The sequence below is a fragment of the Streptomyces sp. Ru72 genome, from assembly GCF_002920635.1.
In the GTDB taxonomy this organism is placed as follows: domain Bacteria; phylum Actinomycetota; class Actinomycetes; order Streptomycetales; family Streptomycetaceae; genus Streptomyces.
The window spans coordinates 1-24,170 of the sequence record NZ_PQSR01000046.1 but is presented as its reverse complement, the minus strand read 5'-3'; the positions used below and the strand labels follow the sequence as shown (position 1 = coordinate 24,170).

The 24,170-nt window shown below is 71.0% G+C and carries 20 protein-coding genes and 2 pseudogenes; 10 read left to right on the top strand and 12 right to left on the bottom strand.

Going from position 1 to position 24,170, the window contains the following annotated elements; genetic code table 11:
- The first annotated feature begins 129 nt into the window (after positions 1-129).
- From C3488_RS21400 to C3488_RS21390, 3 genes are read left to right on the top strand one after another with little or no spacing between them, the layout of a single operon-like run.
- Positions 130-813 carry a nucleotidyltransferase family protein gene (locus C3488_RS21400; protein ID WP_103841770.1) on the top strand — a complete coding sequence of 228 codons (684 nt, stop codon included), beginning with the start codon at positions 130-132 and terminating at the stop codon, positions 811-813.
- Complete coding sequence (locus C3488_RS21395; RefSeq protein ID WP_103841768.1) at positions 810-1,100, top strand: BON domain-containing protein; 291 nt, start codon at positions 810-812, stop codon at positions 1,098-1,100. Before C3488_RS21400 ends, C3488_RS21395 begins: the two co-directional genes overlap by 4 nt.
- A complete protein-coding gene (locus tag C3488_RS21390; protein WP_103841766.1) occupies positions 1,097-1,849 on the top strand; it encodes a metallophosphoesterase in 753 nt (250 codons plus the stop codon). Before C3488_RS21395 ends, C3488_RS21390 begins: the two co-directional genes overlap by 4 nt.
- 110 nt (positions 1,850-1,959) lie before the next feature.
- Here C3488_RS21390 and sbnA read toward each other — a convergent pair whose 3' ends face one another.
- The 6 genes from sbnA to C3488_RS21360 all read right to left on the bottom strand — a co-directional run bounded on the left by sbnA (position 1,960) and on the right by C3488_RS21360 (position 12,012).
- The gene (sbnA, locus tag C3488_RS21385) at positions 1,960-2,988 is read right to left on the bottom strand and encodes a 2,3-diaminopropionate biosynthesis protein SbnA (RefSeq protein WP_103841764.1); all 1,029 of its coding nucleotides are present in this window, start codon (positions 2,986-2,988) and stop codon (positions 1,960-1,962) included.
- 34 nt (positions 2,989-3,022) lie between these two features.
- On the bottom strand, positions 3,023-4,090 hold the full coding sequence (gene sbnB, locus C3488_RS21380; protein ID WP_103841762.1) for a 2,3-diaminopropionate biosynthesis protein SbnB: 1,068 nt from the start codon (positions 4,088-4,090) through the stop codon (positions 3,023-3,025).
- Complete coding sequence (locus tag C3488_RS21375) at positions 4,087-5,091, bottom strand: TauD/TfdA family dioxygenase (RefSeq protein WP_103841760.1); 1,005 nt, start codon at positions 5,089-5,091, stop codon at positions 4,087-4,089. The genes sbnB and C3488_RS21375 overlap by 4 nt, the downstream gene beginning before the upstream one ends.
- A gap of 89 nt (positions 5,092-5,180) precedes the next feature.
- Positions 5,181-8,444: an amino acid adenylation domain-containing protein gene (locus tag C3488_RS21370; RefSeq protein ID WP_103841758.1), complete on the bottom strand. Its 3,264-nt coding sequence runs from the start codon at positions 8,442-8,444 to the stop codon at positions 5,181-5,183.
- Positions 8,445-8,466: 22 nt separating this feature from the next.
- Positions 8,467-11,049: a Pls/PosA family non-ribosomal peptide synthetase gene (locus C3488_RS21365; RefSeq protein ID WP_103841756.1), complete on the bottom strand. Its 2,583-nt coding sequence runs from the start codon at positions 11,047-11,049 to the stop codon at positions 8,467-8,469.
- Positions 11,050-11,499: 450 nt separating this feature from the next.
- On the bottom strand, positions 11,500-12,012 hold the full coding sequence (locus C3488_RS21360; RefSeq protein ID WP_103841754.1) for a MarR family winged helix-turn-helix transcriptional regulator: 513 nt from the start codon (positions 12,010-12,012) through the stop codon (positions 11,500-11,502).
- Between the two features lie 146 nt (positions 12,013-12,158).
- Between C3488_RS21360 and C3488_RS21355 the strand changes: the two genes are divergently transcribed.
- Positions 12,159-12,677 carry a YceI family protein gene (locus tag C3488_RS21355; RefSeq protein WP_103841752.1) on the top strand — a complete coding sequence of 173 codons (519 nt, stop codon included), beginning with the start codon at positions 12,159-12,161 and terminating at the stop codon, positions 12,675-12,677.
- 11 nt (positions 12,678-12,688) lie between these two features.
- Here C3488_RS21355 and C3488_RS21350 read toward each other — a convergent pair whose 3' ends face one another.
- The 6 genes and pseudogenes from C3488_RS21350 to C3488_RS21325 form a co-directional block, all read right to left on the bottom strand.
- Entirely contained in the window at positions 12,689-13,681 is a 993-nt protein-coding gene (locus tag C3488_RS21350; protein ID WP_103841750.1) for an NADPH:quinone reductase, read from the bottom strand.
- 148 nt (positions 13,682-13,829) lie between these two features.
- Positions 13,830-14,984: a low temperature requirement protein A gene (locus C3488_RS21345; RefSeq protein WP_219822326.1), complete on the bottom strand. Its 1,155-nt coding sequence runs from the start codon at positions 14,982-14,984 to the stop codon at positions 13,830-13,832.
- A 211-nt stretch (positions 14,985-15,195) separates the two neighbouring features.
- A pseudogene (locus tag C3488_RS21340) lies at positions 15,196-15,770 on the bottom strand (Dps family protein).
- A 135-nt stretch (positions 15,771-15,905) separates the two neighbouring features.
- Complete coding sequence (locus C3488_RS21335; protein ID WP_103841746.1) at positions 15,906-16,349, bottom strand: SsgA family sporulation/cell division regulator; 444 nt, start codon at positions 16,347-16,349, stop codon at positions 15,906-15,908.
- Between the two features lie 180 nt (positions 16,350-16,529).
- Positions 16,530-17,708: an MFS transporter gene (locus tag C3488_RS21330; RefSeq protein WP_103841819.1), complete on the bottom strand. Its 1,179-nt coding sequence runs from the start codon at positions 17,706-17,708 to the stop codon at positions 16,530-16,532.
- 260 nt (positions 17,709-17,968) lie between these two features.
- Positions 17,969-18,448: a carboxymuconolactone decarboxylase family protein gene (locus C3488_RS21325; RefSeq protein ID WP_103841744.1), complete on the bottom strand. Its 480-nt coding sequence runs from the start codon at positions 18,446-18,448 to the stop codon at positions 17,969-17,971.
- A gap of 125 nt (positions 18,449-18,573) precedes the next feature.
- On the opposite strand from C3488_RS21325, the gene C3488_RS21320 reads away from it, so the two are divergent.
- From C3488_RS21320 to C3488_RS21300, 6 genes and pseudogenes are all read left to right on the top strand, one after another.
- Positions 18,574-19,563: a pirin family protein gene (locus C3488_RS21320; protein WP_258053559.1), complete on the top strand. Its 990-nt coding sequence runs from the start codon at positions 18,574-18,576 to the stop codon at positions 19,561-19,563.
- A gap of 21 nt (positions 19,564-19,584) precedes the next feature.
- Positions 19,585-19,923 (top strand): GNAT family N-acetyltransferase, encoded by a 339-nt coding sequence (locus tag C3488_RS41695; protein WP_258053558.1) that lies wholly within the window; start codon positions 19,585-19,587, stop codon positions 19,921-19,923.
- A gap of 363 nt (positions 19,924-20,286) precedes the next feature.
- Positions 20,287-22,464, top strand: coding sequence for a xanthine dehydrogenase family protein molybdopterin-binding subunit (locus C3488_RS21315; protein WP_258053557.1), 2,178 nt, complete (start codon positions 20,287-20,289; stop codon positions 22,462-22,464).
- Positions 22,461-23,393: a xanthine dehydrogenase family protein subunit M gene (locus tag C3488_RS21310; protein WP_103841740.1), complete on the top strand. Its 933-nt coding sequence runs from the start codon at positions 22,461-22,463 to the stop codon at positions 23,391-23,393. The genes C3488_RS21315 and C3488_RS21310 overlap by 4 nt, the downstream gene beginning before the upstream one ends.
- Positions 23,390-23,872, top strand: a complete 483-nt coding sequence (locus C3488_RS21305; RefSeq protein WP_103841738.1) for a (2Fe-2S)-binding protein — start codon at positions 23,390-23,392, stop codon at positions 23,870-23,872. Before C3488_RS21310 ends, C3488_RS21305 begins: the two co-directional genes overlap by 4 nt.
- A gap of 75 nt (positions 23,873-23,947) precedes the next feature.
- Positions 23,948-24,170, top strand: a pseudogene (locus C3488_RS21300) (amidohydrolase); the annotation flags it as partial.

Below are 24,170 nucleotides of genomic sequence, written 5' to 3'. Positions count from 1 at the left end.
GCCCGGGGCTCCGCGGGGGTGGCGCCGACGCCTCTGTGTCGAGAAGGGAGGACCGGGTACTCAGACGGGCACGGAGGGCTGCCCGGGAGCGACGGCCCCGGGCATGCCCGGGACAGCAATGGAGTGGCCATGACACAGCACGGGGATCGAGCGACCCCTGCCCGGCGATCGGAGGTGCGTGAACTGCGTCCGGCGACGACGAATTCCGAACGGTCCGGCCCGGAGCCGGGGGAGCGGCAACTGCCGCACGACCGTCACCAGGCGATCCTCGAGGCGACCAAACGGGTCGGCGCCGTGCTCAAGAGCAAGGGGCACACGTTCGCGCTGGCCGGGAGCGTGGCCGTCTACGCCCACGGCGGCAGCCAGAACCTGCAGCACGACGCCGACTTCTGCGTGCGGCCCGAGGACGCCGAAGCGGTGGCGGACACGCTGAGCGAAGCGGGTCTGACCGTCTACCGGCCGCCGGAGGACTGGCTGCTCAAGGCCAAGTGCTTCGACCAGGACATCGACGTCATCTTCGAGCTGGCGCACCGGCCCGTCACCACGGACATGCTCTCCCGGGCACAGGAGCTCTCCGTCGCCTCGGTGCGCATGCCCGTGCTGTCCCCCACAGACCTGCTGTGGAGTCTGATCGCCGCCTTCTCCGAGCACCACTGCGACTTCGGCGCGGTGCTGCCCGTCGCCCGCGCGCTGCGCGAGAAGGTCGACTGGGAGCGGGTGCGGCAGGACTGCGGCGACGAACCCATGCCCGCAGCCTTCTTCTTCCTCCTCGAACGCCTGAACGTCATCGCCCCGCGCAAGGAGGCACCATGACCCAGCACGGCGGAGAGCAGGCACCATCCGGTGCCGCACCCGCTCTGAACACGGAGTACCGCGTCGCCCACCTCCTGGAGCACCTGGCCGGGGGGCACCCCGGTGAGCTGGGGGTCCGGGTCGAGGTGCGCGGCGAGGCGGTGCTGCTGACGGGCACGGTCGCCTCCGCCCAGTGCCGTGACGAAATCCTCGGCATGGTCCGCGAGGAACTGGCCGGCATCCCGGTCCACTACGACATCGTCGTCGCGGACACCTCGTCCCCGGACCATGCGGAGGAGCTCACATGATCCGCGTGGCAGCCGTCGGGGACATCCACATGGGAGCCGACAGCCAGGGAGTGCTGCGGCCGGCGTTCGAGTCCCTGCCCGAGTGCGCAGACCTGCTGCTGCTGGCCGGGGACCTCACCCGCCACGGCACGCCGGAGGAGGCCCGCGTGGTGGCCCGGGAGGTCCAGGACCTCGGCGTCCCGGTCGTGGCGGTGCTCGGCAACCACGACCACCACGACGAGCGTCCGGACGAGGTCACCGCCATCCTCCGGGACGCCGGGGTGCGGGTCCTCGAGGGAGAGGGAACCGTCGTGGAGGCCGGGGGCTCGCGCGTCGGCGTGGCCGGCACCAAGGGGTTCTGCGGCGGATTCGTGGGCCGCAGCGCCGGGGAGTTCGGCGAGCGGTTGATGAAGGAGTTCGTGCGGACCTCGCGCCGCTCGGCCGACGCCCTGCGCAAGGCGCTGGAGGAGCTGGACGGACAGGGCTGCGACGCCCGGATCGCCCTCACCCACTATTCGCCCGTGCCGGAGACGCTGGCCGGCGAACCCCTGGAGATCTACCCGTTCCTCGGGACCTATCTGCTGGCCGAGGCGATCGACACGGCCGGCGCGGACCTCGCGGTGCACGGACACGCGCACGCCGGGACGGAGCACGGCATGACCACCGGCGGTGTCAAGGTGCGCAATGTCGCCCAGCCGGTCATCGGGCGGGCCTTCCGCGTCTACCACCTGCGGACGCGGGAACCGGTGGGCGTCGGCACCTCCGGCTGAGCACCGGCCCCGGGGCCTCTCCGTCCACCCTCAGGGGGCTGCGCGACACCCCCGGATCGTCAGCGGCGCCGGCGACCCGCCGGGACGGCGGGCGCCGCTGACGTGTCGTGCTACGGCTTCGGCCGGCGGCCCGTCGTCCGCGTCATCGTCTCCGGTCTCTTGCCGGAACCGGTCGCCATCTCCTCCGAGCCGAGTATGTGTTCCCCATACAGGTCGTGCAGCCAGTTGGCCTGGTAGATGGTGTCGAGATAGCGCTCGCCGAGGTCCGGCGCGATGGCGACCGCGGTGAGGTCCCGGGTGTCGTGCCGGGACAGCCAGTCCATGGCACCGCTGACCACTGTCCCGGTGGAGCCGCCGAACAGGAACCCGCGCCGTGCCAGCCGGTGGCAGGCACGGATGGTGTCCGCCTCCTCGACGCGGATCACCTCGTCGACGTACGACTCGTCGAGCAGCGGCGGGCGCATGCTCATGCCGAGGCCGGGGATCATCCGGCGGCCCGGCTCACCGCCGAAGGCCACCGATCCCACGGCGTCCACCGCGACGATGTGCACCGGCCGGTGCCACTGGCGGAAGTAGCGCGCGCAGCCCATCAGCGTCCCGGTGGTGCCCGCCCCGACGAACAGCACGTCAAGGCGCGGGAACTGGGACGCGATCTCCGGAGCCGTCTTGCGGTAGTGCGCGCGCCAGTTGCCCGGGTTGGTGTACTGGCTGAGCCACACGTACCGGTCGTCGGTGTCGCACAGCGCGCGGACGTACTCGATCCGCGCGCCGAGGAACCCGCCGTTGGCGTCCAGGTCGGAGATGATGTGCACCTTGCTGCCCAGGGCCTCCATCAGCAGCCTGGTCGACAGGTTGCAACGGGAGTCCGTCACACACAGAAACCGGTAGCCCTTGCTCGCGGCGATCATGCTGAGCGCCACTCCCAGGTTCCCCGACGAGGACTCGACCAGTACCGAGTCCGGCGTCAGGAGGCCGTCCCTCTCGGCGGCCTCGACCATCTCGGTCGCGGCCTTCAACTTGATCGAACCGGCGAAGTTGAAGCCCTCGCACTTCAGATAGAGGGGGCGGCCGAAGATCGACCGCAGGTCGACGTACAGCTGGCTCTCGTTGAAGGCATGGGGAGCGGAGATGACAGGCACGGTGGCCTCCTGATGCCAGGGCTGAGGGATGCCTTCAGCCGTAGCGGCGCAGATCGTGGAAGAAGTGGTCGATGAGGTGGAGGTGTCCGGAGCGCGCCACTTCGTCGTAGACGTACTTGCCGACGGCGAGGTCGAGGACGCCGAGTCCGAACGGCGAGAAGATCACCGTCCGGTCGTCCGGCAGGGTCACCCGTCCGGTCATGACGTCGTCGAGGGTGCCGTCCAGGAAGTCGCGGCCGCCCGTGAGCTGCTCGGTCAGATGGGGTGAGGTGTCGGCTTTCAGACAGTGCTCGACGTCATCGACGACGTTGGCGGACGCGAGCAGGACCTCGGGGGCGAGGTCGCGCAGGGACACGTGCAGGACCAGGGGGTGGTGTGAGAACCAGGCCGGGTCGGTGACGTGCGGCTTGGCGGCGACGGTGGCGAAGACGACCAGGTCGCTCGAGCGGATCAGGGCCTCGGCGCTGTCGTGGACCGTGACCTCGCCGGTGGCGTCCGCCTGCTCCAGGTAACCGCGGAAGCCGGCCGTGCTGTCGGCGGACAGGTCGTGCAGACCGATCGTCTCGAAGCTCCAGCCGGTGCCCGCCAGGAAGGTGTGGATGTAGCGGGCGATCAGGCCGGTGCCGAAGAAGCCGACCCGCCTCGGGCGGGATCGGCCGCGGCTGAGCCGGTCGGCCGCCAGCGCCGCGGACGCCGCGGTCCTGGTGGCACTGATGATGGAACTCTCCAGGCAGGCGAACGGGTAGCCGGTCTCGTGGTCGTTGAGGATGAGCACCGCGGAGGCCCGGGGCAGTCCGGAGGAGACGTTGGCCGGGAAGCTGGAGATCCACTTCATGCCGTCCACACGGTTCGGTCCGCCGATGGAGGCCGGCAGTGCGATGATCCGGGAGGACGGGCGGTCGGGGAAGCGCAGGAAGTACGACGGGGGATTGACCGAGTCCCCGGCGCCGTGCAGCCGGTAGGTGGCCTCGACCAGGTCCACGATCTGCCGTTCGTGCCCGTCGAGTGCCTGCCGCACCTGCGCGCCGGGGATCACCGCGAAGCTGGGCGCTGCCGTGTGGTCGGGCGTGGGCTGGGCGGCGGGGGACGACAGTACGGTCATCGCCGGGTCACCTCCGGGCTCGGGCAGCAGTCGGCCAGGCGGCGCGGCTCGGCCATGGCGACCAGCACCTGGCGGTCCCCGGTGTAGGCCTCCCTGCTGTGTGCGGTGCGGATGTTGTCGACCAGCATCACGTCGCCCGCCTGCCAGGGCTCGCGACGCGTGTGCTGCTCGTAGGTGGTGTTCAGCAGGCCGACGATGTCCTCTCCGATGGGACTGCCGTCTCCGAAGCGGGTGTTGAACGGCAGGCCGTCCTCCCCGTACTCGTCCACCAGGTACTCGCGCACCTCCGGCGCGAGCGTCCATTCGTTGAGGAAGGCGATCTGGTTGAACCAGCAGCGCCGTCCGGTGATGGGGTGCCGCACCACGGCGGCGCGCCGCTGCCGGGTGCGCAGCGAGCCGTCGGGCAGCCAGTCGGTGTCGATGGCGTTCTCCCGGCAGTAACGTTCGATGGCGGTCCGGTCGTCGGTGCCGAACGACTCCGTCAGCGACGCCCCGATCTCGTCGTTGTAGCTGCGGGTGAGCAGCCAGCCCTCGCGCTCGAACCGCTCGCTGACCTCGGCGGGCAGCGCCCGCAGCACCTCTTCCGCGTCGGCCACCGCGGTCGCCCCGCCCTGATCGGGCGCGGTCAGGCACGCGAACAGCATCAGGCCGGGGCACTGGAGGGTGTAGCTCAGCTCGTGGTGCATGCACATCGGCTGGTTGGCCGGCCAGGTCGCGGAGGAGTACAGCCGGGCGCCGTGGGTCTGCCGGGGCGCGAAGGCCTCCCGCTCCGTCATCAGCTCCCCGGCGAGTGCGGTGAAGACGGCGCCGACCCGCTCCGTCTCCTTCAGCCCCAGACCGCGGACGAGGAGTGCGCCGTGCTCGGCGACCCGCGCGCGCAGCGCTTCCCGGTTCTCGGCCGCCCAGCTCACCGCGTCACCGGGGGCCTCGACGCGCAGGATCGGCGGTTTGCCCGGCTGCAGTGCCACTTCGGGCAGTGAGGCCAGGGACGATGACGACATCGCTGTTCTTCCTTTCGGTTGCCCCCGTACGGAGGCTGACGGAGAAGCAGGGGCTGATGGCAGGGGGGAGCTGACAGAGAGACAGCGGCCTATGAGGAGGACAGCAGTTCGATCGCGCCCAGGACGGCGCCTGCCGCTGCGTCCGGGCGGGTGCGCGGGAAGTAGTGGCCGCCGTCGGGCAGTTCGCACAGCTCCACGTGTTCGGCCAGCAGCTGCCAGTCGCGGAACCGGTCGCGGTAGTCCGCCGTGTTCGCATCGTCCGCGGCGACGACCACGGTGACGGGCGCCGACAGCCGCACCGTGGGCGGGGATTCCAGCGCGTCGGCGAAGTAGTGGTGCGCAGAGACGCAGTCGTGCCGGTAGGCGGCGCCGACGTGCTCGGCGTGCTGCGCGCTCAGCTCACCCAGTTCCGTGTAGCCGCTGTCCGCGCTCAGCCGCGCGGCGATCTCCGCGTTGCTCCGCCCCGTCAGCTCGGTGACGGCGGCGCGCCGCTCGGCCGCGGTCCCGAGCAGTTGGGCACCGAGGAACACCCGCGGCACGTCCACTCCGCGCTCCCGCAGTCTCCTCGCCGTCTCCAGCGCCGGTGCGGTGCCCGAGGAGTGGCCCCACACCATGACCCTGTGCAGGCCATGCCCGGCGAGCTCGGCGACGACCTGCTCGGCCACCTGGGCGATCGGCGCGAACGGCTCACTGGTGGCGGCCAGGTCGTGACCGGGCAGTTCGACGGCGTACACCGCGGGCCCGCCGTCCGCCAGGGCAGCGGCCATCGGACGGAAGTTGACCGCGTTGCCGCCCGCGTACGGGAAGCAGACAAGGGCGCATCGCGGCACACCGTCCGGCTGCGACAGCGGCTGCAGCAGCTCCGGGCGCTGGGGGGCGGCGCCGTCGAGGAGGGCGGCGAGGTCGGCGAGCACCGGGTGCCGGGTGATGTCCTTCAGGGACACCGCGCGGTCCAGGGCGATGGTGAGCCTGACCGCAGACAGGGAGGTGCCGCCGGAGTCGAAGAAGTGGTCCTGCCGGCCGACCCGGTGCTCTGGGACGCCCAGCAGTTCTGCCCAGGTCGCCGCCAGCTTCCGCTCGGTCGGGGTGCGCGGGGCACGGTCCTCCTCCCCGGCCCGGTCGGCGTCCGCGGCCGGCTCGGTCCGCTCGGCGAGCGCGGTCAGGGCCTTCCGGTCGATCTTGCCGTTGGCGGTCAGCGGCAGGCTCTCCTGCCAGTGGAACGCCGTCGGGACCATGTAGGCGGGCAGTACGGCGCCCAGCGCCTCGCGCAGCGCCTCCGGCTTCTGGCGCCGGCCGGTGTAGAAGGCGATCAGGTGCGTGCTGCCACCGGCCAGTTCGGCGGTGACCACGGCTCCGTCGCGCACTCCGGGCACTCGCAGCAGCGTGTTCTCGATCTCGCCGATCTCGATGCGGAAACCGCGGATCTTGACCTGGTTGTCCCGGCGGCCCAGGAACTCCAGCTTGCCGTCGGGATGCCAGCGCCCCCAGTCACCTCCGAGGTAGAGGCGCTCGCCGGGGCGGTACGGATCCCGTAGGTACGCCTGGCCGGTCCGCTCGGGATCGTTGACGTACCCCCGCCCCACGCACACCCCGGAGAACGCGATCACTCCGGGGGCGCCCAGCGGCACCAGCGACAGATGCTCGTCGACGACGTAGACGCGCACGTTGCTGACGGGACGCCCGAGCAGCACCCGTTCGGGCACCCGGTGAAGGACCTCGTGGTTGGTGTCGTCCGAGGTCTCGGTCAGCCCGTAGGCGTTGAGCAGTTTGATTCCCGGCTGGATCGCGAACCAGCGCTGGACCAGCTCACGTTTCAGGGCCTCGCCGGTCACCGACACACATGTCAGGTCGGGCAGTTCGCGCGGATGCCGCTCCAGATACGAGACCACCACCTCCAGATAGGAGGGCACGACCTGGACCACCGCGACCCGGCCGCGGACCAGGGTGTCGACGAACCGCTCCACGTCCACGACGACGTCCTGCTCGACCAGCAGCGTCCGCCCGCCGACCAGCAGCGCGGACAGCAGCTGCCACAGCGAGATGTCGAAGCACTGCGGGGCCGTCTGCGCCACCACCCGCCCCTGGCCGACCCCCAAATCCTCGATCTTGGCGTGGAGGTGGTTGAGCATGCCCGCGTGCTCGCACATCGCCCCCTTGGGCTCGCCGGTGGAGCCGGAGGTGAAGTAGATGTACGCGAGCTGGCCGGCGCTCACCTTGACGCCGAGGTCGTCCTCGGCGTGCTCCTCCGCGTACGCCGTCTCGACCAGCAGCTTCTCCACTCCCGACAGTGTGGCGAGCGCCTGGTCGAGGGTGTGGGTGCTGCCGGACTCGGTGAGCACCAGCCGGCAGCCGGCACGCGACAACGTCGTGCCGATACGGCCCGCCGGGAAGTGCGGCTCGATGGGCAGGTAGACGCCTCCGGCCTTGAACACCGCCAACACCGACGCCAGCCAGTCAAGATCGCGTTCGGTGACCACCGCCACGACGTCCTCCCGGCCGAGCCCACGGGCCAGGAGGGCCCGTGCCAGCCGGTTCGCGCGCGCGTTCAGCTCCGCGTACGTCCACTGGCGGTCGCCGTGCACCGCGGCCACCGCCTGCGGGTGGGCCCGTACCCGCTGCTCGAACAGCTCGTGCGCCCGAATGTCGGGCAGGGCCCGGTGCGGTCCGGCCAGTCCTTCCAGCTGGAACAGCATCTCCTCAGCCGACAGCAGACTCTGCCGCGCGTGCCCGGCGTCCGGGTCGGCCGCGATCAGCCGCAGCGCGGTCAGGTGGTAGCCGCCGATCCGGGCCGCGCACTCGGCGTCCAGGACGTCCGTGCGGTACCGCACCCGCACCACCGCCCGCCCGCCCCGGTCACTGAAGCCCACGCCCAGCACCGCGTCGTCGGCCGGACCGTGCCCGGCACCCGTGGGGTCGAACACGACCTCGTACGACGGCTCGGAGAGCCCCAGCTCCCGGCGCAGCGCGTCCCACGGGAAGTCACCGTGGGCCAGCACCTCGGCCTCGACGCGGTGAGCGCCGAGCACCAGTTCGCGCCACGATCCGGGGGCGACCGTCACACGGCACGGCAGCGGCCCGCCCGCAGCCCCGGTGGCGTAGCCCGTCACCACCTCACGCTCACCCGACAGCGCGGCCAGCACCTTGGCGTGCGCGGCCAGCAGCACCGAACTCACCGGCACCCGCAGCACGTCCGCCAGCCCGCGCACCGCTGCGGCGATGTCGTCCGGCAGTACCGTCTCCTGCTCGGCCGCACCCGCCACCGGCTCCCGCACCCAGCGGGGTACCGCGGTGAAACCACCGGCGGTCAGCACGCCGCGCCAGTACTCCCGGTCCGCTTCCACGAGCGCTCCCATCGATCGGTGTTCCTGAGGTTCCTCAACCCGCCGTCGGCGCGGCGCCGTTCGCCGAGGACGTGACTGTCGTCGTCGAGTCGCTGCCCTCGCCCGGGGCGTCGCGCAGCTCGGCGGCGGGGTTTCCGCCCCACAGGGCGTTCGGGGGGACTTCCTCGCCCTTCATGAGGAAGGAGTCGGGGGCCAGGACGGCTCCGTCGCCCATCGTCACGCCGTAGTGCACATGAGCGCCGACGCCGAGGGTGCAGCCGGCACCGAGGGTGGAGTGGTCGGACTTGAACGTGCCGTCCTCCTGCGAATGACACTGGATCTTGGAGCCGGCGTTGAGCGTGCAGTCATCGCCGATGGCGGTGAGCTGCCGCTCCGTCACATAGCAGCCGTCGTCGAAGACCCTGCGCCCGATACGCACCCCCGACAGCCGCCAGATCACGTTCTTGAAAGGGGTTCCGTTGAAGACGTTGAGGTATTCGGAGGGCACCTTCCACAGGCGTTCGTGCCACCAGAAGTACGGGTCGTAGATGGAGCACAGTCGAGGGCGCAGCGGCCGGAACAACGTGATGCAGCGCTCCACCAGGACGTAATAGCCCGCGGTGAACGCGAGGGTGAGGGCCAGATATCCGGAGATCACCACATAACCAAGCACTCCGTACAGGTCGACGGAGGCGATGGCGATTGCCGTGAGCACAAAGGTGTGCAGCCAGCGAAGGAACAGGAACAGGGCCATCGAGCGGAGGTTGTAGCGGTTCTTTGCGGCCAGTCGGCGGCGCAGCTCGTCGCCGCTTCTCAGGTGGTCGAACCGGGTGTCGCGCTCCACCGTCCGCGGAATCTCGAAACAGGGGGAGCCGAGCAGTCCGACGCCTTCGCGGACCTCGCCGTCGAGCGGGACCATGACCTTCGTGGCGAGCAGACAGTTGTCGCCCGTTCTCGCACCCGCGGGATACACGATGTTGTTTCCGAGGAAGTTGCGCGCACCGATCGATGCCTGGGACACCCGGAAGGACGTGCTGGAGAAATCCGCATTGAGGATGGAGAGCCCGTCGGCCACCATGGTGCCGCGGCCGACCGTGGCCAGATACGGGGTCTCGTGCTGCACCTCCGTACCGAAATTGGAGCCGGTCTGCTCGACCCGGGACAGGTTGTATCCGAGGCCGAGCAGGTAATGGACGATGTAGGAACTGTCACCGAACAGCCAGGCGAAGAACTTGATGTTCGTCATTCCGGAGACCGCCCGGAACGCCGCATAGTGGAAGCCGTAGAGCGGGTAGACCTTGTCGGGTCTGACGGCCAGGTGCATCAGTCGCGGCACGGAGAGCAGGGCGACGAGGCCCACGACCACGAAACCGAAGAACATCAGCAGGGACAGCAGCAGCGTGTCGACGAAGAACTCCGTCGTCAGGATGCCGACGTCGTCCGGGTTCAGCCGGTCGTCGAGCACGGGGATCCAGGTGAAGAGCATGTACAGGCCACCGACCGCCAGCGGGATGTACAGCAGGAACAGCTGGAGCAGGCTGACGAGGGCGAACCAGGCCCGGCGCGGAGTGCCGCACCGGGCCGGTGCGACCCTGACGTGGTCGATGTCCGTGGGCTGGGCCGGTGACCCGTGACGGCGTTCGCCCGCCGGGACCGCCTGACCGCGGTACAGGGCCGACGCGTGGCCGAGCTGGGCTCCGTCGCCCATCGACGTGTCGATGTCGAGCACGGTCTTGGAGCCGATGTACACGTCCCGGCCGAGGGTGATGCGGCCGGTCTGGATGCGACCGGCGTGCGCCCGGTAGCAGAGGAAGAAGGCGTCCTTGCGGATCACGGATCCGGCGCCGATCGTGAGCAGGTCGGTGCAGACCGGCACGGACCGGGAGAGGATCGTGACGCCCTTGCCGATCCGTGCGCCGAGTGCCCGCAGGTACATGACGTACAGCGGGTTGCCGACGAAGAGGATCATCGGATTGGCATGGAGCAGTGCCTTGACGATCCAGAAGCGCAGATAGGTCAGGCTCCAGACGGGGAACTCACGGGGCTTCCAGCGGCCGATGAGAACCCATTTCGCGACGACCGGGAACGCGCACAGGGCCAGGAAACCGAGGCCGCCGAATGCGACCGAACGCAGATACACGTCTCCGACGCCCGAACCGTCGGAGACCCAGTCGTATCCCGCGGCCGCGACGAGTCCGGTGACGAAGGAGTAGCCGAGGAAGAACAGCAACTGGAGCGTGCCGCACAGGACATAAAGCGGCGTGCTCCCCGGAGTCACCGCCGCCACCTGTGCCGGTGGTGTCGTCGGTGTGGGGGAGCCCGCGGGAGCCGGTGCGGCGTCCGTGAGGGCCGCCGCCAGAGAGCGGATCGTGGGATTGCGGTAGATGTCCTTCATCGAGACGGACGGAAGGTCCGGGAGCTTCCTGGCCCGTGCGCAGAACTGCGCCATCACCAAGGAATTGGCGCCGAGGTCCTCGAAAAAATGACTGTCGGGCGATACGCTTTCGACGTCGACAACCTCGGCCAGAACTTCGGCGAATTTCCTCTCGGTGTCCCTCGCCGGGCCGGCGCCGCCGCGCCGGGCGATCGCGGGGTCGTCCTGACCGAGGACGAGCGCCTCGGCAGACCTGTCTACCATTCAAGCTCCTTGAGGAAATCCGACAACCACCGGCCACGGGGTGACCGGTCCGGTGTCTTCCGTGCTCGGCAGTGCCCGGATCGAGCAATCCGGAAGCCACGGTGTCGCGCACTGTTATCTGATCACGGCTCCACGCGCTTCAGTTTGTGTCGGACACACTCAAGTTGCCACTCGTATTCGATCGCGACGAAACGACAGTGGCGCTGAACAGGGCAGTGTTCTTGCTCTGTACCCCGGTGGGGTGAGTGACAAGTCACCCGTATGGGCGTTCACCCCGGCGGGGCGTGGCAGGGCCCCGAGGGGCCCGTCCGATCCCACCGGGTGCGGATGATCGCGCCATCATGACGGCGCCGTCATGCGGCCGCCGGGGAGGATCACGCCGCCGGTCGAGCTCGTCCGGGCCTCCACCGCCCGTTCGCGGGCCCCAGGGGGCGTCCGGACGGCCAAGCGCTAGGAGGCGGGGTCCTGCGGGTGTCCGTCTTCGTCGGCGGGGTGGGACGCCTGGGCGAGCAGGCCGCTCAGGGCCGCGCACTGGGCCGGGCCGATCAGGCTGACCAGGACCTGGGCGAGGGCGGGGGTGTTCTCCGCGAGCAGCCGTCGGCCCTTGTCCGTGAGGGTGAGCGCGATGCCGCGCCGGTCGCCGCAGACCGACTCACGGGTGACGAGACCCATGTGGTGCAGACAGCCGACCTGGTAGGTCAGCCGTGTCTTCGGACGGCCGAGGAGCTCGGCGATCCGTGTCATGCGCAAAGTGGTGCCCGGCTGGTCCGCGAGCAGGCACAGCACCAGGAACTCGTCGTGCGAGACCCCGAGGGCCTTCTTGACGTGTGAGCGCAGCTGCTGCTCGATCGCTCCGGTGGCGGCCACGACCCGCATATAGGTGCGCAGCTCGTCCGGCACCAGACCACTGCCGTCCGTCGACGCGTCGGCGGACGAGGCGGCGGGTGCGGAGTGATCGGCCATGCGCTCAGGATAACAGTGTTCCAAATCTGAACGATCTGGCCGCACGAACGATGGTCCACATTCGAATCACCTGTTACGGTGCTGTTCAAATTTGGATGAGCGGGTGGCCGTCCCTCCCGGCCACCCTCCGCTGTCAGGAGATCCCCATGACCACCGCCGCTGTCGAAACCGGCCTCTTCGTGCTCGACTCCGCCGCCTCCACCGTCGCCCTCAAGCACAGGACGATGTGGGGCCTGGTCACCGTCAAGGGCACCTTCACCTCGGTCACCGGCCAGGGACAGGTGCACCCGGACGGCACCGCCACGGGCACCGTCAGCCTGGACGCCGCCTCGCTGGACACCAAGCACGCCAAGCGCGACGCGCACCTGCGTTCCGACGACTTCTTCGCCGCGGAGCAGCACCCCGCCATCGTCTTCGACGCACTCGACGCCACCCGGCGTGGCGACGACACCGTCACCGTCCACGGCCGGCTGACCGTGCGCGGCATCACCCGGCCGCAGACCGTCACCGCCACCCTCACCCAGGCCGGACCCGACGCGGTCGTCCTCACCACCGAGTTCACCGTGGATCGCGCCCAGTTCGGTCTGACGTGGAACCAGATGGGCATGATGCGCGGCCTGACCACCGTCGACGCCACCCTTCGGTTCCAGCGCGCATCAGCGTGAGGACCGGTGGCCTACCGGGCTGCGTCCTCCGATGGGACGCGCAGGACGATCTTCCCGCGCACGTCTCCCGACTCCAGCAGGCGGTGCGCCGTGGCCGCCTGCTCCAGAGGCATGGTGACGACGGCCGGCGGACGCAGTGAGCCGTCGGCGAGCAACCGGCCGACTCCGGCCGCGGCCTCGGCGAGTTCCGCGGTCGTCGCATGGGAGATCGTGAACCCGGTGACCGAACCGTCCTTGAGGTAGAGCGCTCCGGTGGGCAACGGCGGCCGGGTCCTCATCCCCGAGAACACGACGATCCGCCCGCGCCGGGCGAGCAGATCCACGGCGGTGTCCAGATCGTTGGCCGCCGATGTGTCGAGGAACAGGCCCGCGCCCCCGGGACAGGCCCGCCGCAGACGCGGGAGCACGTCGGTTCCGTGGTGATCGACGACCGCCGCCGCGCCCAGCGCGCGCACGCGCCCGGCGTCACGGGCGCTCGCGGTGGCGACGACGCGGGCACCGGCCCGGGCGGCCATCAGCGTCAGGGCGCTGCCGACGTTCCCGCCACCGCCCAGCACGACCACGGTCTCCCCGGGGCGCAGGCGCCCGTGGGTGAACAGCGCCAGATGGGCGGTGGCCGCCGGATGCGCCACCGCCACGGCGGTACTGGGATCGACCCCCGCGGGCAGGTGGTAGAGCCGGTCCGTCGGCACCACGACCTGTTCGGCCGCGGCGCCGGAGCGCCCCGCGTGCCCCATGCTGTTGCACCACACCCGGTCGCCGACGGCGAACCCGGGGGCTCCCGGCGACGTTTCGGCCACCGTACCCACCAGATCACGGCCGACGACGAACGGCCAGGGGACCGGGGTCCGCCAGGCACCGGAGCGGACGAACGTGTCGACCTGGTTCACGGCGGTCACCTCGACGTTCACCAGGACATCGGTCGGTCCGGGCCGGGGCGAGGGCAGTTGGCCGCAACGGATCGCCTCGGGGCCGCCGAACTCCTCGATGTAAGCAGCGAACATGGCCCGGATTCTGGCAACCTCCGCAGGGCGCGTCCGCGCACCGCGCCAGCCCGGGGCAGCCGAGACCCGAAGCGGCTCGGCACCGGCACCATGAAGATCGGCACCGGCACCGTGAAGACCGGCACCGCGCCGGGCATGGGGCTCCGCGTCACCCCTCCACCCGCGCCGCTCGCCCCGGCCGGTCGGTCACCGTGACCACGACGACCAGAGCGGCCAGCAGCAGTCCGGCGACGAGGGCCGGTGCCGGGGAGCAGGCGGCCGCCAGGACCGCGACCGCGCAAGCGGGGAACAGGAACCGTCCGAGCCCACGGCGTCGGTGCGGCCGGACATGGACGGCCCACACCGTGATCAGGAAGATCGCCACCGGGACGGTGACGGCCGCGCCCGCTGCCAGGGCGGAGACGTCGGTGCGCCGCGTCACCAGCTGGGCGTACGCCGCCATCCCCGCTCCCGAGGCGGTCGCCGAGGCGAAGACCAGGTAGTGGCCGTACGCCCAGGTGAATCTCCTGCGGTGGGCCCGGTGCGTGGTGGCGAGCAGTGTGTGCGCGGGCCGGGCGAAGTACAGCCACCACATGGCGAAGACCATGAGCAGCCCGCCCGCTGCCAGGGCGTACAGCGCCCATGCGCTGTGGTGCCGGTCGAGCGCGTCCCGTACCGCCGTGGTGGCGGCCGCGACGGACTCACCGAGCACGATGAGGGTGAACAGTTCATAGCGCTCGGCGATGTGATGCGGGTGCCACGGCGTCATACCGGCGGACTGCGCCCACACCGGGACCGCGACCTCCGCGGCGATCATCACGATGATGCCGGGCAGTCGCACCGGTGCCGGAACGAACAGCAGCCCCACCCACCCGACCTGGCAGGCCGTCACCCCGGTCGCGAACCGCAGAGCGGTCCGCCGCCGGCGCCGATCCGATCGGGCGGCCCGCAGCCACAGCGCGGCCAGCGTCACGCGCAGCATCATGTAGCCCAGCGTGATGACGCGCAGATCACCGTCCTCGAACGCCCGCGGCACGCCGGCGGCGAGAACGAGGGATCCGGTGATCTGGAGGAGCACCGTCAACCGGTAGGGGACGTCGTCCGGGTCGTAGGCGGAGGCGAACCAGGTGAAGTTCATCCACGCCCACCAGATCGTGAAGAAGACCAGCGCGAAGCGCAGGCACCCGCCGGTGTAGTCCCCGGCGGTCACAGCGGTGTTCAGGCTGTGGGACGCCTGGGCCACCGCGATGACGAAGCAGAGGTCGAACAGGAGCTCCAGGGATGTGGCGGTCCGGTGCGGCTCACCCGGGTCCCGGCCCGTCATGCCGGCGCCCGGCCCCCGCCCCCACCGCATCGGCCCGTGGCGCAAACGGGGACCGCCACGGGGACCGGAGACGCGGCTCGGCGCGGGGCTCGAGGAGCGGCTCCCACGGCTGTTCATCCCTCTCCTCGTCGCTCGTCGGGCCGGCGCCCGGCGTGGTGCCCGGGACGCGGCCGGCTGCCGCGCCCCGTGCGGTATGGGTGGTGCGTTCCGTTCAGGAGCGGACCAGGGGGGTGTCGACCAGGTGCTCCGCCAGGAACCAGGCCTGCAGCTCACCGGTGCGGATCACCTGCGACACCAGCAGGTCGTTGGTGCCGTCGTCGCCCAGCTCGGCGGTCCGGGCAGCCGCGTCGTGCGCGTCCGCCAGGATGGTCTCGTGGGCCTCCAGCAGCCGGGAGAGCATGGCGGGGACCTCCTCGACGCCGTCCGGCGGACGCGGAATGGAGGTGATCTCCGCGACGTGCCGGGGGTCGCCCACCGCGACGCCGCCCAGGGTCTGGACCCGCTCGGCGATCGTGTCGACGAGCTCCAGCTGCTGCTCCGCGTGCTTGTCCAGGAGCAGGTGCAGCTGGTAGAAGGTCGCGCCGCGCAGAAGCCAGTGGTGCTTCTTGTAGAGGCTGTAGAGGATCTGGGTGTCGGCCAGGGTCTTGTTCAGGCGCTGGCAGGAGTACATGCGCGCGTCGTAGGACAGCGCGACGGGGAACTGCTTGACGGTCCCGAACTCCTGGATGACCTGCCCTTCTGATGCAGCCACGGCTGGCTGCTCGTGGGGTGGGAACCGGTGGTCATGACATGCCTCCTGCGATGCGGTGCCGTGAATACGTGGTCGACGTTAGGGGCGGGAACGGGGGACGGGTTGCCCGGGAGCGCACGGTGAGGTGCCGATGAGCGCACCAAGTCCTGGGTGGACCAAGGGGTGCCGGTTCACGCGCCGCCGGACGTGAGCCTGGCGACGACGCCGTCCAGGTCGAGGTGACGGTGCTCGGTGCCCGGCGGCACCATCGTGTCGGTGCGCCGCAGGAAGGCCGTGACCGCATGGATCCCGACCTCGAGGACCGCCGCCCCGGTCCGCGTCCTGAGCAGGATGCGGAGCGTGTCCGGGTGGCACCGGTGCGGCGGGATCACCACCACCTCCCCGATCCCCGCGGACCGGCGAAGACCGTCCGCGAGGAGCGACCGGGCGAACACCCAGTCGACGGAGGGGGCGCCGGGGGCACCCAGCGACAGACGCACGGCATACGGGTCGCTCATGTCGTAGCGGAGCTCGGCAGGGAGCGGTATCGGCGGTTCGTCGGCCACGGAGACGATGATCTCGGTCCTGTGGACGACCGACCTTTCGTCCGCGGTACCGGGGAGAGGGTGTCTCATGCCGCCCCCTGTCTGCGACTTTTGGTGCTTTGCCTTCGTCAGCGCGGGATCTGACGGTGGATGGTGCCGATCACCGTAGGGCGGGCCCGGGGGAGCGTCTTGCCGATGAGCGCACGGGGTGTGGTCCGAAGAAGAACCCTGTGCGCCACCACGGTTCGGGCCGTGCGGCGCCAGGAGGTCTCACTCGGCGTCGTGGTCGGGGGTCCGCCCGGCGCGTCGGAGTTCGGTGGTCCAGTAGAGGAGTGCCAGGACCGGCAGGGCGGCGCCGAGGACGGTGACCGCGCCCCAGCCTCCGGCGCGGTAGGCGATCGAGCCGAGCTGGGAGCCGAGGGCGCCGCCGAGGAAGAAGGTGGCGATGAAGGCACTGTTCAGACGGGCCCGGGCGGCGGGGTCGAGTTGGTAGACCGTGTGCTGGCCGAGGATCAGGGTGGTCTGGACGGCCATGTCGAGGACGACGGCGGCGAGGGCGATCAGCACGACGCTGTGCCCGCCGAAGCCGGCGAGCGCGAAGGCCAGTGCGGCGGCGGCGAAGGCGGCGCCGGTCATGCGCCGGGTCAGCCCGTGGTCGGCCCAGTGCCCGGCCAGCGGGGCGATGGCCGCACCCGCGGCTCCGACGAGGGCGAAGATGCCGACGCCGACGGGGGAGTAGTGGAAGCGGGGGCCGGTGAGGACGTAGGAGACGGTGGTCCAGAAGGCGCTGAAGGCGCCGAACATCGCCGCCTGGTACAGGCCGCGGCGCAGCAGCACGGGATGCCTGCGCACCAGTGCGGCGGTGGAGCGCAGCACGTGGTGGTACGGGACGGTGGTGGTGGGGGCGTGCTTGGGCAGCGCGGCCCGCAGGGCCACGGCCAGCAGGGCCATCAGGACCGCGGAGCCGAGGTAGACGACGCGCCAGCCGGCGACGTCGGAGACCAGGCTGCTGAGGGTGCGGGAGAGCAGGATGCCGGTGAGCAGGCCGCTCATCACCCGGCCCACGATCCGCCCCCGGGCGTGGTCCGGGGCGAGGCTCGCGGCGAACGGGACCAGGATCTGGGCGACCACGGACGTGGCGCCGCTGATCAGGGAGGCGGCCAGCAGCATCGGGAACCCGGTCGCGAGGCCGGCCGCCACCAGGGCGAGGGTGGTGACCGTCAGCAGGGTGGTGATCAGGGCGCGCTTCTCCAGCCGGTCGCCGAGCGGCACCAGGAAGAGCATGCCGATCACATAACCGACCTGGGTGAGCGTGATCAGTGTGCCCGCGGTGGCCGTGCTGATGTGGAAGACGTCGCGCAGGGACGACAGCAGGGGCTGCGCGTAGTAGAGGTTGGCGACCGTCATGCCGGAGGCGACGGCCAGCAAGGCGATCAGCCAGCCCGGCACACCGTGAGCGGGAGCGGCGCTGGTGACCTTGGACGGAGTCCGGACACCGGAGGACTGGGACACGGGGACCTTCTTCGGGACGGGGAGCCGGCCGGACCGGCTCGGCAGGACGCCTGGCGGTGGTCGAGAGCAGCTTCCTCGGTGCTCTCACGGGGGCGTCAGCGCTCGGCGGCCCGGTTTGCTTCCCCATCCGTCGTGATGGTTCTCGATGGCGGTCATCTCGTGCGGAGATGGCCGCCGCTGAGGACCGGGGGCGACGCCTACCGGTGCCGTACCGGATGCCCGCTCATGACCGAGACACGGTTGAAGGCGTTGATCGTGACCGCCACCCAGATCACGGCGGAGATCTGATCGTCCGTGAGGACCTCCCGGGCGGTGCCGTACGCGGCCTCCTGCAGGGCGGTGTCGGCGAGAGCCGTGGTGGCCTCGGCGAGCGCGAGCGCCGCGCGTTCGTCGGGCGTGAACAGTTCGGTGTCCCGCCAGGCCGCCAGCACGCCGAGGCGTTGTGGGGTCTCACCCGCGCGCAGGGCGGCGTTCGTGTGTACGTTGAGGCAGTACGCGCAGCCGTTGATCTGCGACACGCGCAGATTGACCAGTTCCACGAGCGTCCGGTCGAGCCCGGCCTCGGCGGCGACCGCCCGCACGGCTTCGGAGGTCCGCACCAGCGCCTGATAGGCGGCGGGGCTCTGCTTGTCGATGAAGATCCGCTGGATCGCGGACCCGGTGGGGTGGGTGCTCAACCTGGGACTCCTCCGGGGGCCGCTGCGGGCTCCCCATGTCTGTTGGTGTGCGCGGTGCCGTCGCCCTATGATCGGGCATGGTAGTTGAATATAGAACAAACTAGCGGGCTGGAAGGCGGTCCACGGTGAGCAATGTCGAGACGAAACCGATGGAGCTGCGGTGCGGCGCATCGGTGGACGGCGAGCGTCCGGCCACGACGCCACGGGTCGACGTACTGACCCCACGCGATGTTCCCCTTGGCGGCCCTCGGGCGATGACCGTGCGGCGCACCCTGCCGCAGCGTGCCCGGACCCTGATCGGGGCCTGGTGCTTCGCGGACCACTACGGGCCCGACGACGTCTCCGAGACGGGCGGCATGGACGTCGCCCCGCACCCCCACACCGGGCTGCAGACGGTGAGCTGGCTGTTCAGCGGCGAGATCGAGCACCGGGACAGCCTGGGCAGCCACGCTTACGTGCGGCCGGGCGAGCTGAACCTCATGACGGGTGGGTACGGCATCAGCCACTCCGAGGTCTCCACCCCTCGGACCACGATCCTGCACGGTGTCCAGCTCTGGGTCGCGCTGCCGGAGCAGCACCGCGCCACCGCGCGGGACTTCCAGCACCACGTCCCCGAGCCGGTACGGACCGACGGTGCCGAGATCCGGGTCTTCCTCGGCTCCCTCGCCGGCACCACCTCTCCGGTGCCGACCTTCACGCCCCTGCTCGGCGCCGAGATCGTCCTCGAGCCGCACGCGACCGTCACGCTCGCCGTGGACCCCGGCTTCGAACACGGCCTCCTCGTCGACCAGGGAGACGTCCGCCTCGCCGACGTGCTGCTGAAGCCGGCCGAGCTGGGCTATGTCCACCCGGGCCCCGGCACGCTGACCCTGACCAACGAGTCGGACGACATCGCGCGGACGGTCCTCCTCGGCGGAACGCCCTTCGAGGAGGAGATCGTCATGTGGTGGAATTTCATCGGCCGGAGCCACGAGGATATCGTCAGGGCCCGCGAGGACTGGCAGAACTCCTCCGATCGCTTCGGCGCCGTCGAAGGATATCCGGGAGACCGTCTTCCCGCCCCTGTCCTGCCGAATGCCACCATCACTCCGCGCAGGAATCCGCCGCGTCACTGACGCCAATCCGAAAGGCACCCCATGAGCCAGCCTTCCGCCACCCCGGTCGTCGAGCGTGTGGACGCCAGGAATCGCTACGAAATACTCGTCGACGGCAAGCGCGCCGGACTGACCGCCTACCGCGACCGCGACGCGCAGCGCGTCTTCTACCACACCGAGGTCGACGACGCCTTCGCCGGTCAGGGCCTGGCCTCCCGGCTCGTCCAGGAGGCGCTCACCGACGTACGGGAATCCGGGAAGCGGATCGTGCCCGTCTGCCCGTACGTGGCGAAGTTCCTCAAGCGCCACGAGGAGTTCGCCGACCTCGTCGACCCCGTGACGCCCGACGTCCTGCGGTGGCTGGAGACCGAACTGGGCTGACCCGCCACGCCCCGGCCGCCGGCCGTCCATGGCCGGCGGCCGGCTGTCCGGGCCGCGCACACCTCTGGTCCCACAGCGCACACCACCCGAGCTCCCCTCGCCCGCGGCCGCTTCCGCGGTTAGTGTCCAAGCAGTCGAATTCCACCGGCGTGGCGTTCCTCACGAACGGCCACGCTGCGACGGGCCGAATATTCCCGCACGCGCTCGCTGCCGGATACGGCCGTCGCCGGTCAATTCCAGCCCCCACACGAACGAGGTGTTTTTGTGGAGCGATGGACAAGGCGCGAGGACGAACGGCTGCTCACCGGGAAAGGCCGGTATGTCGCCGATATTCACGTGCCGGGATGCCTGGACGCCGCATTTGTGAGAAGCAAGGTCGCCCACGGCTCGCTGCGGAGCGTGGACTGTTCCGCGGCGCGTGACGTGCCCGGTGTCGTGGGCGCCTGGTCGGCCGCGGACCTGCCGGACCTGCCGCCGGTTCCGCACACCCTGCTCGCCCGGCTGTCGACGGAGGAAGCGGTCGCGGGCCGGGAGTGGCCGGCGCTCGTCAAGGACCGGGTGCGCTATCCGGGCGAGGCGCTGGCGGTCGTCCTCGGCGAGGACCGCTACCGGGCCGAGGACGGGGCCGCCGAGGTCACCGCCGTGGTCGATCCGCTGCCCGCGGTGGTGACACCGTCCGAGGCCCTGGACGACTCCGTCCGCCTGTTCGACGGCCTCAGCAACACCGCCCTGCGGGGCGAGGCCGGCGCGCCCGTCGACCCGGCCGTCTGGCAGGACGCCGCCGACGTGGTCGAGGCCACCTACCGGCAGCAGTTGCTCATGCCCAGCCCCATGGAGTGCCGCACGATCCTCGCCGTACCCGAGGGGGACCGGCTGACCGTGTGGTCGGGGCACCAGATGCCGCACCGGCTGCGCCGTGAACTCGCCGCGCTGCTCGGCTGGTCCGCCGACCGGGTCCGGGTCGTCGTCCCGGACACCGGAGGCGCCTTCGGCTCCAAGAGCGCCGCCTTCCCCGAGTTCGTGGTCGTCGCCTACCTGGCCGTCACGCTCGGCCGGCCCGTGCGCTGGATCGAGGACCGCCTGGAGTCCATGCTCGTCGCCACCCGCGGCCGGGGCCAGGACCAGACCGTCCGGCTCGCCGCCGACGCCGAAGGGCGCCTGCTGGCGTACGAGTTGACGATCAACGCGGACGTCGGCGCCTATCCGCACCTCGGCGTGGGACTGCCCATGCAGACGGCGTGGATGGCGCCCGGCGCGTACACCACCCCACAAGTCCACGCGACCCTGCGCTCGGTGCTCACCAACACCATGGTGACCTACCCCTACCGCGGCGCCGGACGCCCCGAGGCCGCCATCGCCATCGAGCGCACCATGGACCTGCTCGCCCGGCGGCTCGGCATCGACCCGATCGAGCTGCGGCGGCGCAACTTCATCCCGCCCGACGCCTTCCCGTACGACACACCCACCGGCCGGCGCTACGACAGCGGGAACTACGCCGCCGCGCTGGACCTGGCGCTGGAGACGGTCGGCTACGAGGAGTGGCGCGCGGAACAGGCCCGCCGCCGCAGCGACCCGGACGCGCTGCCGCTCGGCATCGGCGTCTCCTGCTACGTGGAACGCTCGGGCGGCGAACCCGGCGGACTGCACGAGTTCGGCAGCCTGGAGGTCCACGAGGACGGCACCGTCACCGCCCGCTGCGGCGCCGCCCCCAGTGGCCAGGGGCACGAGACGGTCTTCCCGGCGCTCGTCGCCAAGACCCTCGGCATCCCCGAGGCGCAGGTCCGTCTCGTCGAGGGCGACACGGACGAACAGCCCGAAGGGCTGGGCTCCTTCGCCAGCCGGTCGGCACAGGTCGACGGCGCGATGTTCCAGCAGGCGGCCGACCTCCTGATCGAGCAGGCCCGTGAGCGGGCGGCGGAGCTGTGGGACCTGCCGGCCGACAAGGTGGCGTGGACCGACGGCACCGTCCACGCGACCTCCGGCGGTTCGGCCGTCCTGAGCCTGGCCGAACTGGTCGAGGCGACCGGGCCGCTTCGTGTCGAGAGCCGCTACGAGGCGGGCATGGCCTTCCCCTTCGGCGCGCACGTCGCCGTGACCGAGGTGGACCCCGACCTCGGCACCGTGAACGTCCTGCGGCTGGTGGCCGTGGACGACTGCGGAGTGGTCCTCAACCCCACCGTGGTGCACGGACAGGCGTACGGATCCGCCGTACAGGGCATCGGCCAGGCCCTCTACGAAGGCATGACGTTCGACGCGGACGGCGTGCCCCACCTGGCGAACGGATTCCTGGACTACCTGCTGCCCACGTACACGGAGATCCCGCCCATCGAGATCAAGGACACCTGCACCCCCAGCCCCAGCACCCCGCTGGGCGCCAAGGGAGCGGGGGAGTCGGGCTGCATCGGCACCCCGGCCGCCATCGTCAACGCCGTGGCCGACGCCCTGCGGATCGCCGATCCCGACCTGCTCCAGATGCCGCTCACGCCGGACAGCGTCTGGCGGGCGGCCCGCGCCCCGAAGCACGAGGAGGGTGTCCGGTGAAACCCGCGTCCTTCGACTACGTCGTCCCCCGCACGGTCGCCGAGGCCGTCCAGGCGCTCGGCGACACCGACCGCGCGGCCCAGGTGCTCGCCGGCGGGCAGAGCCTGATCCTGGAGATGCACCTGCAGCGCGTCCGGCCGCAGCTCGTCGTCGACATCAACCGCATCCCGGAACTCGACGGCATGCGCGTCGACGGCGACGAACTGCGCGTCGGCGCCCTCGTCCGGCACGCGGCCTTCGAGTCGGCCGACGCGGTCCCCGGCCCGCTCGGCACCCTGCTGTCCCGGGCCGTCGTCAACATCGCCCACCCGCCCATCCGTTCCCGGGGCACCATGGCCGGCAGCTTCGGCTGGGCCCACCCCGCCTCGGAGTGGTGCGCCATCGGCGTCGCCCTCGACGCCACCGTCGAGGTCACCGGTCCCGACGGCGCCCGCTCCATCCCGGCGCGGGACTACTTCCTCGGGCCGTACCGCACCGCGCGCCGGCCCCAGGAGCTGATCACCGCCGTACGCCTGCCGCTGCTCGGGGAGAACACCGGCGTCGGCTTCATCGAGCACCGCCGCACGCACTTCTGCTTCGCCCAGGTCGCGGTCGCGGCGGCCCTCACCGTGACCGACGGCGTGATCAGCGACGCACGCATCGGACTGGTCAACTCCGCCGACCGCCCCCTGCGGGCCCGCGCCGCCGAACAGGCGCTGATCGGCGCCGACATCGCACCGCTCCCCGAAGGGCCCCGGCTCCCCGACGGCCATCCGTTCGCCCGCGCCGGCCGGGCCGCCGCCCAGGAGGACGCCGCGCCCCTCGCCGAACCGTACGCCGACGTGGAGTACAAGCGGCAGGCCATCGCCGTCCTGGTCGGCAGGACACTCACCGAGGCGGCGACCGACCTGCGCTCGCGTCTCGCGCCACGACAGGGAGACCCTCGATGAAGATCACGCTCACCGTGAACGGCACCGCACACGCCCTCGACGTCGAACCCCGCCGCCTGCTCGCCGACGTCCTTCGCGACGACCTGGGCCTGACAGGCACCCACCTGGGGTGCGAGCACGGGATCTGCGGGGCGTGCAGCGTGCTCATGGACGGCGAGGCGGTCCGCGCCTGTCTGGTGCTCGCCGTGCAGTGCGACGGCAGCTCCATCCGCACGGTAGAGGGCCTCGCCGGGCCCGACGGCGAACCCCACCCGCTGCAACGGGCGTTCTCCGCCGAGCACGCGCTCCAGTGCGGATTCTGCACCCCCGGCTTCCTCATGGTGGCCGCCGGAGCGCTCGACGCCGACCCCGACCTCGCCGACAAGCCCGACGCCATCGAAGGCGTCGTCGGCTCCAACATCTGCCGGTGCACCGGCTACGAACCCATCCGGCGCGCCATCGCCCGCGCGGCCCGGGAAAAGCGGGAGACCACCGCCTGACACCCGTCGGACCCGCACGGACCGCCCCCCCACGCGGGGCGGTCCCGGGACCGCCCGACATTCTCAAGGACACACATGATCGGTGACATCCGCGCCGGAGTGATCGACGTGCACGCCCACTGGCTGCCCCGCGACCTGCTCCCCCTGCCGCCCGGGAACCCGCTCGGCGGCATGAACGACCGCGACGGCGAACTCTTCCTGGGAGACATCCCGCTGTCGTTCCCGACCACCGCGATGACCGACGTCGACACCATCGTCGCGGACACCCTGAAGGCCGGACTCGGCGCGCGCGTCATCT

Bases quoted from the DNA above. Each gene is read 5' to 3' on its own strand.
- C3488_RS21400 (WP_103841770.1), top strand. From the start codon at position 130: ATGACACAGCACGGGGATCGAGCGACCCCTGCCCGGCGATCGGAGGTG.
- C3488_RS21395 (WP_103841768.1), top strand. From the start codon at position 810: ATGACCCAGCACGGCGGAGAGCAGGCACCATCCGGTGCCGCACCCGCT.
- C3488_RS21390 (WP_103841766.1), top strand. From the start codon at position 1,097: ATGATCCGCGTGGCAGCCGTCGGGGACATCCACATGGGAGCCGACAGC.
- sbnB (WP_103841762.1), bottom strand. From the start codon at position 4,090: ATGACCGTACTGTCGTCCCCCGCCGCCCAGCCCACGCCCGACCACACG.
- C3488_RS21375 (WP_103841760.1), bottom strand. From the start codon at position 5,091: ATGTCGTCATCGTCCCTGGCCTCACTGCCCGAAGTGGCACTGCAGCCG.
- C3488_RS21370 (WP_103841758.1), bottom strand. From the start codon at position 8,444: ATGGGAGCGCTCGTGGAAGCGGACCGGGAGTACTGGCGCGGCGTGCTG.
- C3488_RS21365 (WP_103841756.1), bottom strand. From the start codon at position 11,049: ATGGTAGACAGGTCTGCCGAGGCGCTCGTCCTCGGTCAGGACGACCCC.
- C3488_RS21360 (WP_103841754.1), bottom strand. From the start codon at position 12,012: ATGGCCGATCACTCCGCACCCGCCGCCTCGTCCGCCGACGCGTCGACG.
- C3488_RS21355 (WP_103841752.1), top strand. From the start codon at position 12,159: ATGACCACCGCCGCTGTCGAAACCGGCCTCTTCGTGCTCGACTCCGCC.
- C3488_RS21350 (WP_103841750.1), bottom strand. From the start codon at position 13,681: ATGTTCGCTGCTTACATCGAGGAGTTCGGCGGCCCCGAGGCGATCCGT.
- C3488_RS21345 (WP_219822326.1), bottom strand. From the start codon at position 14,984: ATGACGGGCCGGGACCCGGGTGAGCCGCACCGGACCGCCACATCCCTG.
- C3488_RS21335 (WP_103841746.1), bottom strand. From the start codon at position 16,349: ATGAGACACCCTCTCCCCGGTACCGCGGACGAAAGGTCGGTCGTCCAC.
- C3488_RS41695 (WP_258053558.1), top strand. From the start codon at position 19,585: ATGAGCCAGCCTTCCGCCACCCCGGTCGTCGAGCGTGTGGACGCCAGG.
- C3488_RS21305 (WP_103841738.1), top strand. From the start codon at position 23,390: ATGAAGATCACGCTCACCGTGAACGGCACCGCACACGCCCTCGACGTC.